This is a genomic window from Micromonospora sp. NBC_01405, assembly GCF_045040155.1.
GTDB lineage: Bacteria > Actinomycetota > Actinomycetes > Mycobacteriales > Micromonosporaceae > Micromonospora.
The window spans coordinates 1,730,369-1,742,955 of record NZ_CP109532.1 but is presented as its reverse complement, the minus strand read 5'-3'; the positions used below and the strand labels follow the sequence as shown (position 1 = coordinate 1,742,955).

General features: G+C 67.3%; 9 protein-coding genes and 1 pseudogene. 7 read left to right on the top strand and 3 right to left on the bottom strand.

All coding sequences use genetic code 11. From position 1 onward, the window contains the following. The first annotated feature begins 86 nt into the window (after positions 1–86). Complete coding sequence (locus OG559_RS06680) at positions 87–521, top strand: very short patch repair endonuclease (RefSeq protein WP_405113487.1); 435 nt, start codon at positions 87–89, stop codon at positions 519–521. On the opposite strand, the gene OG559_RS06675 is transcribed toward OG559_RS06680, so the two are convergent. Genes OG559_RS06675 through OG559_RS06665 form a run of 3 tightly spaced genes read right to left on the bottom strand, consistent with a single transcriptional unit; the run spans position 508 to position 6,939 of the window. After that, a complete protein-coding gene (locus tag OG559_RS06675) occupies positions 508–2,253 on the bottom strand; it encodes a hypothetical protein (RefSeq protein WP_405113485.1) in 1,746 nt (581 codons plus the stop codon). The two genes, OG559_RS06680 and OG559_RS06675, sit on opposite strands and share 14 nt — an antisense overlap. Positions 2,254–2,263: 10 nt before the next feature. Then, complete coding sequence (locus OG559_RS06670; RefSeq protein ID WP_405116428.1) at positions 2,264–5,335, bottom strand: helicase-related protein; 3,072 nt, start codon at positions 5,333–5,335, stop codon at positions 2,264–2,266. Further along, entirely contained in the window at positions 5,335–6,939 is a 1,605-nt protein-coding gene (locus tag OG559_RS06665) for an RNA polymerase sigma factor RpoD/SigA (RefSeq protein ID WP_405113483.1), read from the bottom strand. Before OG559_RS06665 ends, OG559_RS06670 begins: the two co-directional genes overlap by 1 nt. 298 nt (positions 6,940–7,237) lie before the next feature. On the opposite strand from OG559_RS06665, the gene OG559_RS06660 reads away from it, so the two are divergent. From OG559_RS06660 to istB, 6 genes and pseudogenes are all read left to right on the top strand, one after another. Beyond that, positions 7,238–8,380: a DNA cytosine methyltransferase gene (locus OG559_RS06660; RefSeq protein WP_405113481.1), complete on the top strand. Its 1,143-nt coding sequence runs from the start codon at positions 7,238–7,240 to the stop codon at positions 8,378–8,380. A gap of 156 nt (positions 8,381–8,536) precedes the next feature. After that, positions 8,537–9,064: a DUF6244 family protein gene (locus OG559_RS06655; RefSeq protein ID WP_405116425.1), complete on the top strand. Its 528-nt coding sequence runs from the start codon at positions 8,537–8,539 to the stop codon at positions 9,062–9,064. 158 nt (positions 9,065–9,222) lie between these two features. Further along, positions 9,223–9,621 carry a hypothetical protein gene (locus OG559_RS06650; protein ID WP_302740991.1) on the top strand — a complete coding sequence of 133 codons (399 nt, stop codon included), beginning with the start codon at positions 9,223–9,225 and terminating at the stop codon, positions 9,619–9,621. Between the two features lie 10 nt (positions 9,622–9,631). Then, positions 9,632–10,084 carry a SitI3 family protein gene (locus OG559_RS06645; RefSeq protein WP_405113479.1) on the top strand — a complete coding sequence of 151 codons (453 nt, stop codon included), beginning with the start codon at positions 9,632–9,634 and terminating at the stop codon, positions 10,082–10,084. A 92-nt stretch (positions 10,085–10,176) separates the two neighbouring features. Then, positions 10,177–11,402 (top strand): annotated as a pseudogene (istA, locus tag OG559_RS06640) (IS21 family transposase). After that, positions 11,402–12,193: an IS21-like element helper ATPase IstB gene (gene istB, locus OG559_RS06635; RefSeq protein WP_405105721.1), complete on the top strand. Its 792-nt coding sequence runs from the start codon at positions 11,402–11,404 to the stop codon at positions 12,191–12,193. The pseudogene istA and the gene istB overlap by 1 nt, the downstream one beginning before the upstream one ends. Positions 12,194–12,587: the final 394 nt, after the last annotated feature.

The window sequence follows — 12,587 nt, the reverse complement described above, 5'->3', positions numbered from 1 at the left end:
GCGACGGCGAGTACGACTCGGGCCGCTACCCGACGGAAGCCTAACTGTGCACGATCCTTCGCAATCTCCATAGATAGGCCAGGAACATGGTCCGAACGTCCACTGTGCCCCTACCCCTCGACGCCGCCACGTCGGCTCGCCTACGTCGGCAGCCCCGCAGCTCGACCAAGCCAGAGCTGTCGCTGCGCCGTGAGCTGCACCGCCGAGGTCTGAGGTTCCGGGTCAACCATCCGGCCCTACCAGGGCGCCCCGACCTGGCGTTCACCCGAGCCAAGGTCGCGGTCTTCGTCGACGGTTGCTTCTGGCACCGCTGTCCGCAGCACGGAACCATTCCCCGCAACAACCGCGAGTGGTGGCAGGCCAAGCTCGACCGCAACGTCGCCCGCGACCGAGCCAAGGACGTCGCACTCGCCGAGTTGGGCTGGATCGTGCTGCACGTGTGGGAACACGAAGCCACCGACGCCGCCGCCGACCGAGTCCAGGCCGAGTGGCGACGCCGGGTGACGACTATCGGGCGGTGACCGAGGTACGCAGGAAGCCGCCTCTTCCGAACAGCACGCCACGGTCGAGGAACCGGTTGAAGAAGCGGCACGACGGCTCACCGAGGTGGACGCAGGCAGTGCAGGCGCCGCTGCCGATGCTGCAGCCCGGGTCCAGCGGGCACCGGTGCTCGGCGTCGATGAACGCGGTCAGCAGATCGTCGAGATTGGACTCGAAGACCGCCTGCATTCCGCCGAGCACGAAGTCGCCCCGGGCGGCCGCGTACACGAAGAAGCCGAGGTGCTCGGGCACCAGGTACTCGCTGAGGGCGTCGCGCTCGATGCCAGCAAAGACCGCCGTCTGCCGGATGAACCGGTGTGCGTACGTGTGGATCAGCTTGAGGACGTCGGAGCCGACGGACTCCACCTTGGGATCGTCGCGCTTGGTGGGGATCACTGCCGACTCCAGGATCGCCACCCGCGCCGCGAGCGCGTCGGTCGACTCGGAGGTCCAGCCGGGCAGTCGGTGACCTCGGCCGGACAACCATGTCGCCACACGAACCGGGTCGAGGCGGATCAGGAAGGCCTCGGTCTCCGCCAGGTTCCCGTAAAGCCGATAGCCGCTGCGCTTGCGCCGAAACGGCACCAGCCGACACTTCGACGGATCGTCGTCACCTCGGGTGTAGCCGTACATGGCGTTGAGCACCGGGAACCTGTCGACCAGGTCGAGCCCGTCGATGCCGGCACGGCGCAGGGCCGGAGGATAGGCCTCCCGGTAGCGCCGCTCGAGTGGGTCGTGCGGCTCGGGCGCGCGCAGGGCCGTCGTCGGTGTCCGGCTCTCCGCCAGGGCCATCGCGATGTCGACGGCCACCCGCTCGGCCACTTCGCGACGCGCTGTCGACAGCCGGTCGACCGGGTGGTCCCCAGCTACGGCCAGCTGACCGCCCGCCTCGGCCAGGTCCGCCATCTGTTCGGCGATGTCGGGAGCCATGCCGTTGGAGATCAACTGTTCGACAAGGTCCTTGCGGGTCTGCTTCGCCGCCACGTCGGCAGGGCGGCCTGCGGTCAGGCCCTCGACCACCCAGACGAGAGCCTTTCGGGAGCCGCCGGCGAGCTTCAGGTTCTCCCGGTGCTCCGGACGAGGCGGGTTGATCAGCACCATGCCGCGCGGCACGTAGACCATGCGGGCCTTGTGCACGTTCCATCGCACGTTGCCGTCGCCGCACGCACACTTGCGCCCGTGGCCGAGCCCCTGCATCGTCTCCGTGCGGCAGGTCGGGCACACGAACTTGATGTCGGCCGCCTTGGCGCTCTTCGGGATGACCACCTGCACGTCGTCGTGCTGGGGGCAGCGCCTGATCCAGGGCTCGGTGATGGCTCCGCACTCGTGCACGCCGACGAAGTGCAACTGCCCCCAGGCCCGTTTGCCGCACTTGCATCGGGCGTCCTCCGACTTCCCGATGCGCTTGCAGGCGCGGCACAGCCATACTCGCGGGTATCGCTCGACAGTGACGCCGCGGCGCTCGTCGAGTTCGACCACCTCCACCGGCGCCTTGCGCAGCAAGTCGCCGGCCATGCCGCTGTCCTTGTCGTTGGCGCTCCACACGGCAATCTCGTTCAGCAGGCTCCAGCGAACCAGCTCGGAGTCGACGTCGATCGGGCTCGGTGCCGACCACTCGTCGACCCGGTAGATGTCACCGCGCAGGTCGACCGTCTGCGCTGGCAGGAAGGTCCGCAGGATCTGGCTGCCGCTGCGGGAGCCCAGCTTCGTCATGTCGTCCGCCTCAGTCGTGGATCGGGGCTTGGGCCTCGACGTCGCGCAGGCTCGTCATCGGGGACGGGCTGCCGATCTCGCCGATGAACCGGGCTTTGCTGGCAGTGTCATGGAGATCGGCGAACCACTCCTGGACCCATTCGACGATCTGCTGCTGGTGCAGGGAGTCCTCCGGCCCATCGAGCCCGAGGACCTCCGTCACAGCCGCCGCCTCGTCGGCCGGTGTCAGCCCGGCATCGTGGGCGTACTGACGTAGCTTCGCCGGTGTGCTCAGCCGCTGCTTGCTGGCCGGTTCCTTGAGCATCAGGACCCGCGCCGCCACGACGCCGGGCATCGTGAGGGCCAACACGCGCCGGCTGCGGCGGGTGATCGGAATGGCGTCGACGAACCGGTCGCCCTGGCTCACGTACTTGTCGAAGTGGCGGAACGTCTGGGCGTCGCGCTCACGGCCGATCTTGTGCAGGACGTACACCAGGCCGGGGTAACGACGACCGACGCGGGCCGTGGTCTGGATGAACTCGGCCGTGGTCAGCGGCAGGCCAAGGATGACCATCGTGTTGAGCCGGTCGACGTCGACACCGTGGGAGAGCATCGAGCTGGCGGCGATCACGTGGATGCGGTCCTCGAACTTGTCCTCCGGATTCTCCAGCCGCTCCAGGATGTCGCGGACCTCGTCGAAGTCGGTCTGGCCGGTGAGCTGCTCGACGTTGATGCCGTCGACGGTGTTGTTGCTGCCGAGGCTGCGGCCGGCGGCCTCCACGTCGTAGAGGGTCGATCCGTAGACCACGTCGGTGCCGTAGATGCTGATCAGCTTTTCCGCGTGGCTTGGGTCGATCCCGGCTTCCGCGCACACCCTCGCCGGGTCGTCCAGCATCTCCCGCACACATCGCTGCAGGGCGTCCAGTGTCCGGTCGCTGACGTGTTCCAGCGTGACCCCGCGTGGTGCGACGGCGACGAAGCGCCGCAGTTTGGCGTCCTCCGGCAGGCTCCAGAAGGACTCGCCGGCTCGGGGCCCCGGCTGAGGGAAGACGCGCCCTTCACGGCGGTAAAGGATCTTGACCTGATGGTCGTATCCGGTCAAGGTCGCGCTGCTCGCGACGATCTTGGCGCGGTTGCGGCAAAGCTTGTGCTGGAGGTGGTCCAACAGGCTTTCGTAGTGTGAGTCGACCGCGCCGAGGCTGTCACGCAGCAGGTGCAGTTCGTCCTGCAGCCGCAGCGACGGACCGAAGCGTTCGTCGGGCATGGGTAGGTCGAGGAGCGTGCCCTGGCAGTCGGGTACGAGGCAGCCGTTGGGGGACTTCGACCGGCTCGAGTAGGTGAAGCCGTGCCACTCCTCGGAGCACCTCTTCTGCGGCGGCCCGATGAGACCGCGCATGGCCTGCTGCAGGCCGATCGATGCCGCCTTGTCGAGGGTGCCGACGACGACGGTCGGCAGGAAGCGGAACACCTCCTGGTCGACGACGTAGATCGGTAGTGCACCCCGCTTCCAGGGGCAAGCCTGGTTGGTACAGTGGTGCTCGAGCTTCCATCGCTTGCGGTCGAACTTCATCGTCAGGCGTTCGTTGCGGCAGAACGGGCAGTGCAGCAGTACCTGATACTTGTCGGGCATGCCCGGGCTGTCCGGCCCGGTCTCCTCGTTCTCCGGCTTCGGAACGATCTTGTTCGGGGTACCGGCCTGTCCGACGAGGAAGCCCAGGCTGAACGGGGCGGTTCGCCGAAGGTCCTCCTGCTGCTGGCGGACCAGTTCCGCGCCCGCGAGCGCGTCGGCGAAACGCTGCGTCTGCTGCAGGCTAAGCAGCCGCAGGGGGAACCGCGACCAGGCGGTCACGCCGGTGAGCTTCCTGGTCAGCCGGTCGAAGAACGCCGCGGTCAGCAGCAGGCCCAGGTAGGTCTCGGTCTTGCCGCCACCGGTGGCGAACCACACGGTGTCGACGTGACCGGCTTCTTCGGCCGGCTCGGCGAGGAACCGGATGGCGGACAGCAGGAACCCCACCTGGAACGCCCGCCACGTCTGGTAGCCACGTCCCTTGGCGCTCAGCCCGATCGCCTCGTTCATGAGCTGGAACGAGCGTCGGATCTCGGGATGCGTCCGGACCAGGTCCAGGCCGGTGCGCAGCCGAGCAAGCTCGTCGAACACGAGTGTCGCCGAGCGGTCCGCTTCGGCGCGCATCGCATCCGACCAGCCGTCGGTCAACTGACGTGCGTCGAGCGCGGCTACCGACCAGTGCTTCTGGTCGTACTCGTCGAGCGCGTCCACCAGGTCGGTGAGGACCGGGATCGGATCTGCGGCGAGACGGGCGAAGGAAAGATCGGGCTGGGGGCGGTCGCTGTTCCAGTACTCCGGTCGGAAGGTCTGCACGCTGACGGTGTCGGTGGTACGGAACACCCCAGGGGCCACCACCTCGACGCCCACGTTGATCCCGTACGCCGGCACCTTCCGGTCGTAGCGGAAGGTGTCCGGCAGCGCCTCCAACTCGAACGGAACCGTGACGAGCCCCGCCACCTCCAGCTGCGTCTCGTAAAGATGGGGGTCGGTCAGCCCGCGGCCTGGCTTGGGACTGGTGTTCACCAGTTGCACGACCAGCTCGGGCTGCTTGTGCCAGTCCTCCACCTCGACGCGAACCTCAGCGCATAGTCCGGGTGCGCCGACCGCCGAGAACGCGTCTTGCAACTGCTTGGCCCCGAAGGTCCCCCCGACAGCGCCGATCACGACCGGAATCTTCTCCTCCACGAGGCCAGTTCGCCACCAGGGCCGATCGGGCTCCGGACCGTCCTTGGAGTCCTTCACCCAGGCCCGAGCCCGCACGGTCACCGTCATCGACCACGGCGACGACTCGGCCGGGCGGAGCCGAATGCCCATCGCGCACGGGTCCAGGCGATCCGACCGATCGTCGTTGGCGCCCCCAGCGTCCTCGTCCTTGCCGACGAGCCGGCTGAGCCGGCCGAGCCAGAACGTTCCGGAGGGCGCCACCTCCAGCCGCTGCAGACCATCGCCCCGACCCGCCGCCACCACCCGGCGGTCCAGCCAGGTGACGAACCGGTCACATGCCTCCATCAGCGGCTGGCCCTTGTCGACGCTCATCACGCTTTCCCCTCAGCGGCATCGCCGGACTCGACCACGGGAGCGTCCGTCACGTACTCGCGCAACGCCGCAGCCTCCTCGTGTTCCCGAAGTGTCTTCAACGCCTTGCCCTGGATCTGGCGGATCCGTTCGCGGGTGACACCGTAGTCGGCACCGATGTCGTCCAGGGTCTCCCGGATGCCAGTACCGAGACCGAACCGTCGTCGGAGCACGTTCACTGCTCGCTCCGGCAGCACCTTCCGAAGCGTGTGGTGGACGTCGGCTCGGAACATCAGGTGACCGACGATTTCCGCCGGATCGGTGCGGCCGTCGCGTTCCTCTTCGTCCGTGAGAACGTCCGACAGGCGAAGATCGCCCTCCTCGCCGAACAGCTGGTCGAGGCTGAGCAGCGGGCGCAGATGGTCCAACACCGCCTGCACCCTGCCGGGCTCGAGGCCGGTTTCCTCGGCGAGTTCGGCCAGGGTGGGCTCCCGATCCAACCGGTCGGTCAGTCTGCGGTCGGCTTTCTCGACCTTCTGCATCTGCTCTCGGACATGGACAGGAAGCCGGATCGTGCGGCCGTGGTTGGCGATGCCCCGTTCGATGGACTGCCGTATCCACCAGGTCGCATAGGTGGAGAACTTGAACCCCTTGGATCCGTCGAAGAGATCGGCCGCGTGCATCAAGCCGAGGTTGCCGTCCTGGATGCGGTCGGCGAACTCGACCCCGCCACGGTTGTAGTGGTTGCCCTTGGCGATCGAGACGACGAGCCGCAGGTTCGCACACACCAGCTCGGCGTGTGCGGCGCGGCCGTCCTCGATCCGGTCACGCAGCGACCGCCGCTCCTCGCGTGGGAGGTCGTTCCAACCGGCCTCGAGCGTACGTCGCGCTGCCTCGCCCTGCCTCATCAACGACCACAGCTCCACCTCACGCTGGGCGCCGATCAGCGGGTACCGGTGGATGCTGCGCAGGTACTGACCCACGGTGTCCCCGTGGAGCTCGTAGCCTTTGGCGGCAGACGAGGCCGGACGCGCGTCGGCGGAGGCGGGCAGTTCGACGCCGGCTTCCTTCAGTAATCGCAGCAGCTCGCCATGCTGCTTCGCAGACAGGGCACGCCGTGTCACGAGCAGCGCGACCTCGGCGCGTGTCAGCTTTCCGCCTGTGCGAGTCCAGTCACCGAGCAGATCGTCGAACGCGCCCTGCACCTTGTCGTCGGACGCCAGTGCGACGGGCCGCTCGGGAACGTCGCCGAACATCCAGTCGAGGCTGTCGTCGAACGCCTCTTCGTGTCGAGGCTGGGCGGTGTCGTCCTCGCCTCCGGCCGAGGTTGGTGGATCACACTCCGCCGAGTCAGGTTCCTTGGTGGGTGCGCTGTCGGGGCCGGGCGAAGCAGGTGCCTGGTGCTCGGCGCGGCTGGGTGGAGTAGTCGAGACTGGCTGCCGGGTCAGCATCACCAACAGGGCGTCGACGTCGTTGTGGTTGAGACGGTGGCGGACGACGAAGTCCGCCACCAAGGACTGGGCTCTGTGCCTGCCGTTGCGATCGAGGATGCCCCGCAGTTCGTCGACCAGGATTGCGGACACGTTCGCGGAAGGTGACGCAAAAGACCTTGCGACCACCGCCATGGGCCCCTCCCTCCTCCATGGGGATCCGAGCATAGAGCTGGGGTGCGACAAAAGCGGACGATTAGAACAATCGTTCTACTTGCCGTCTCGCAGGCCTCCAGGTGACCGCGCGACACTCGATCTCCTAAGCGAGACCACTGTGGACACGTCCCTGCCTTCCTACCAGGCCTCGAGCGCGACGGGGACGTTCAAGTGACGTTGCGGTCGAGGATTCGGCCGTCCGTCGCCGCCGCGAGGCCGAAGGTACGATCGTCGACGCCGTCAGCGTCGACGCCTGTCGACCAACTACAGTCCTGGCATGGCTCCGCGAACCGTCAAGATCTCCGCAGTCGACCTTTTCTGCGGAGTCGGCGGGCTTTCGTACGGACTGCAGGGGGCAGGTCTCGACATCGCCGCAGGTGTCGACATCGACCCGGCATGCGAATACCCCTACCAGTCGAACATCCGCGCCCCCTTCCGCAAGAAGGACGTGCGCGAGCTGAAGGCCAAGGAGCTAGCCTCGATGTGGCCGAAGGGAACGATCCGGGTGCTGGCCGGATGCGCTCCCTGTCAACCGTTCTCCTCGTACCGCCGTGGCACGGACACCTCTCACGAAGCCCAGTGGCCGCTGATCGACGAGGTCAGCCGTCTGGTCGAGGGCACGAAGCCCGAGATCGTGACCATGGAGAACGTTCCTCGCATCGGGAGCACCCCGATCTTCAAGGCGTTCGTCGACAAGCTGGAGAAACTCGGCTACTCAGTGCATCACGAGTCCTGCCACTGCCCGGCCTACGGCGTGCCCCAGCATCGTCGGCGCATGGTCCTCGTCGCATCACTCCTCGGCGAGATCCGTGTACCAAAGGGCAAGGTCGCACCCACCGACTACACCACCGTCGAGCAGGCCATCCGCGGACTCCCGCCACTCGAGGACGGCACGGTCGACCCCACCGACCGCCTACACAAGAGCCGCAAGCTCACCCCAATCAACCTGGAGAGAATCAGAAGCTCGAACCCAGGCGGCACCTGGGAAGACTGGCGTGAAGAGCTTCGCGCGCCTTGCCACCGAAAGTCGTCCGGCTCCACCTTTCGCAACGTCTACGCCCGCATGGTCTGGGACGAACCGTCACCCACCATCACGACGTTGTCGTACAACTACGGCGCCGGTCGCTTCGGTCATCCCGAACAGGACCGCGCTATCTCCCTGCGCGAAGCCGCGATCCTCCAGAGCTTCCCGCGTGACTACGAGTTCGTCGCCCCCGGAAAACCTGTGCACTTCGCGCCTCTGGGACGGCTCATCGGCAACGCCGTACCGCCGAAGCTCGCGCAAGCAGTAGGCGAAGCCATCCTGCAGCATGTAGAAACCGCCAGAACGCCGATCGGGCGGACGCGTCGGCGCATTGCGGCCTCACCTTCTACTGCGACGATGCCATGCCCCGTGCCGTCGCCCGTAGCGGTCGCGTGAACTGCGAGCCAGTGCTCGATGGGTGCTCGGGAGCCGTTACCGGGTTGGCGCCGCCGCGGTCGCTTACTGCTCCGCGACGTCTGGTGACGTCGGTGCCGTGCCGGTAGGTTCAACCTCCTGAGGGGCTCTCGTCGCCAGGTGGAGGAATCCGGCAGGGTGTCGCACGTCGAGAAGATCACTGCAGAGCTGCGTACGCTGGCCACCGGGGTGGAGCGCGCGCAAAGTCTGGCTGCCGCTGCTGACCAGCAGGCGCAGGAGATCGGGCTGCGGGCTGCGGGTGCCGGGTTCGCGGCGGTCGCTGCGGGTGTGGCGCGGATTCGCGGGGCCATCGCCACTCTCCGGGGAGGACTGGGCGGTCTCGCCGGTGCCGTCGGTGATGCCACGAAGGCGACCGCTGGTGTCCCTCAGCAGGGCAGTCCGGGGGAGACAATCAACGGTTTGACTCCGGTGCAGAGTGCGGTCGACGGCATCCGCGACCAGACAGCCGCCACGATCACCCATGTCGGTGAGGCGCAGCAGCTTGTCGGCGGGGTTTTGCAGGGTGGGCAGCCAGGGCCGCTCCTCCAGGCGCTGGAGAGCGTCAAACAGGTGCTGGTCATGCTGGTCCAGCGCACCGCTACCACCCGCCAGGCGGTTGACGCGGCGATCGCCGAGGCGCGACAGCTGGGGTCCTCGGGAAATTGAACGGGGCTGGCGGTGCCGTACCGACCAGCCCCGCCTCAGTTTCCACACCGTCGGCCGGCACGGGTGTGACGACGCCGTGGACGCGCAGGCCCACCGGAGAGCGCGGTGGCTCGCCTACCGGTCGACGTACCCGGATTCCTCCGAAGGAGGACGAACGCGTGCGGCGCTCCCTGGAACTGGAGAACGAATGCGCCGATACCGTCGCCGCTGAGGGATACCTGCTCCACCAGAACCCGACCAGGCAGGAGGTCGCTGACGCCCGGCTCGGTACCGGTGATTCCGGTAAACCGGGCAAGGATCCCGACTATCTGATCGAGGGACACGTCTTCGACTGCTACTCCCCGACGCCGGCGAAGAGCGTGCGAGGCGTGTGGAGCGGGGTTGCTGACAAGATCGCCAGTGAGCAGACCCAACGGGTGGTGGTCAACCTTCACGACTGGCGCGGCGATCTCGCGGCGTTGCAGAAGCAGTTCGACGACTGGCCGATCGCAGGGTTGAAGGAACTGGTGGCGGTGACGCGCAGCGGGGCGATAATCCAGATCCTGCGACGAGACTGAAGGGCTATCCATGGCGACCGAGTACCGCTTGACGCTGGCCGGCGATGTTCCTCTCGATGTGCTGGCCAGCGTCGTCGCTCCGGAGGGTGTCGAGGAGTCGGCGGTAGATGGCAGGCCCCGGGTGTTGAGTGCGGACCTCAGTGATCGGTGTGGTTACACGGTGAGCATCTACGCCGGTTCCCACGGCTACTTCGAGGCCGAGGATGGTGACGGCTCGGTGTGGGAGTGGGAACCGGAGCGGTACGTCACCATCGGCTTCCGGCTGGGTAAGGGCGAGTCCTCCGATCGGGCGACGCGGGAGATGCTGGCGTCTGTGGCCCGGGTGCTGGGCGAGCGGGCGGAGGACGCCGCGCTGATCCTCGATGCCGACTGGCTGCTGCTGACCCGCTTCTCGGGAAGGCTGCGCAGGCACGCGCCGAGTTGGTGGGGCGTTCACGGCGGGGAAGACCCTGTCGGCCGGTGAGTGGTTTGGACCCGGTCGTTGGTGTCGGCTCCGCCTGAAAACTGACCACGTGGTTCCGGCTGAATCGGGACCACCTCCTGAAGCATCGGGAGGTGCTGAGCGTGGAGGACTGGGCGGAGATCCGGCGGCTGCGGCGGTCGGAGGGGATGGCGATTCAGGCCATCGCACGGCGGTTGAGGATGTCTCGCAACACGGTGAAGAAGGCCCTGGCCAGTGATGAGCCGCCGCGGTATCGGCGGGCGGTGAAGGGTTCGATCGTGGATGCGGTGGAGCCGCAGATCCGGGTGTTGTTGGCGGAGTTCCCGGACATGCCCTCAACGGTGATCATGGAACGGGTCGGGTGGACCCGGGGGAAGACGGTGTTCTGCGATCGGGTGCAGCAACTCCGGCCGTTGTTCCGCCGTCCGGATCCGGCTCAGCGGACGGAGTATCTGCCGGGTGAGTTGGTGCAGTGTGATCTGTGGTTCCCGCCGGCGGACGTGTCGTTGGGTTCGGGCAGGTTGGCCGGCCTCCGGTGTTGGTGATGGTGTCGGGGTATTCGCGGTGGCTGTCGGCGGTGATGATCCCGTCGCGGCAGTCGGCTGATCTGCTGGTCGGGCATTGGACGTTGATCTCTGGTTGGGGGCGGGTGCCCAGGGCGTTGGTGTGGGACAACGAGTCCGCGGTCGGGCAGTGGCGGGCCGGTCGGCCGCAGTTGACCGAGGCGATGAACGGCTTCCGTGGCACCCTGGGCATCCGGGTGATTCAGTGCCGGCCGGCGGACCCGGAAGCCAAGGGCCTGGTGGAGCGGGCCAACGGCTATCTGGAGACGTCGTTCCTGCCCGGGCGCCGGTTCGGCTCACCGCAAGACTTCAACGCCCAGTTGGCGGACTGGCTGGTGCGGGCGAACAACCGCCGGCACCGGATGTTGGGCTGCCGCCCGGTGGACCGGTGGGACGCCGACCGGCAGGCGATGTTGTCGCTGCCGCCGGTCGCTCCGGTGGTTGGCTGGCGACAGACGACGCGGTTACCTCGTGATCATTACGTGCGTTTGGACAGCAACGACTACTCGGTGCACCCGGCTGCGGTGGGCCGTCGTGTCGACATCGTCGCTGACGCCGATCGGGTGCAGGTGTTCTGCGACGGCCGCCAGGTTGCTGGGCATGACCGCTGCTGGGCGAGGCATCAGAGCATCACCGATCCGGCTCACCGCGAGGCAGCCGCCGACCTGCGCACGGCTGCCCGGCAGGCACCGGCGCCGGTGGGCGCTGCTGAGGTCGAGCACCGGCAGCTCAGCGATTACGACCGGATGTTCGGCCTGGAAGAGGTGGCTGCGTGATGGCCGCCAAGACCAACAACCGCAATGTCACCTCGGAGATCGCGTTCCTCAGCCGCGCACTGAAAGCACCCTCCCTGGCCGCCTCGGTCGAACGTCTGGCCGAGCGGGCTCGGGCGGAGTCGTGGACGCATGAGGAGTTCCTCGCCGCCTGCCTGCAACGGGAAGTGGCCGCCCGGGAAGCTCACGGCGGTGAGGGCCGGATCCGGGCCGCGAGATTCCCAGCACGCAAGAGCCTGGAGGAGTTCGACTTCGAGCACCAACGATCGTTGAAGCGGGAGACGATCGCTCACCTGGGCACCCTGGACTTCGTGGCGTCGAAGGAGAACGTCGTCTTCTTGGGCCCGCCCGGCACTGGCAAGACTCACCTGTCCATCGGTCTCGGGATCCGGGCCTGTCAGGCCGGACACCGGGTCGCGTTCGCGACCGCCGCCCAGTGGGTGTCCCGCCTGGCCGACGCCCACCACGCCGGCCGCCTTCAAGACGAGTTGGTCAAGCTCGGCCGGATCCCGCTGCTGATCGTCGACGAGGTCGGCTACATCCCCTTCGAAGCCGAAGCCGCGAACCTGTTCTTCCAGCTGGTCTCCAACCGCTACGAACGCGCCAGCCTGATCGTCACCAGTAACAAGCCCTTCGGCAGGTGGGGCGAAGTCTTCGGCGACGACGTCGTCGCCGCGGCCATGATCGACCGCCTCGTCCACCACGCCGAGGTCATCTCCATGAAGGGCGACAGCTACCGACTCAAAGACCGCGACCTCGGCCGCGTCCCACCGGCCACCAAAACCAACGACTAAAAATCAACCAACCCGGGGGTGGTCCAGTTTCAGCCGGACCACGGTGGTCAGGGTTGAGGCGGCGTTGACAGTTGGCGATTACGCTGCTGACGAGGGGGACGTCGGCGGGTTCGCGTGCAGGGGGACCTCTCTCACCCGGTGGCGCCGCCCGGTGCCGTTCTGTGCATGTGAGGCCGCAGGGGTTCACCACGATGAAGCTGGCTTATGGCTGCCCCGGCAGCGGTGTGTGGGTGCTCTCGTGGGGTGCTCGGGCGCCGTGGACAGGCGGCCATCCGTCAGCATCCGGCGGCGCAGGCAATGGATTGGTAGGGGTTGTCTGTAGGACTGCCGGCGCCGGAAAACCGTGATCCTGGTCCAGTTGCTCGATGAAGATCGCTGTCGCGGCGGCTCGAGT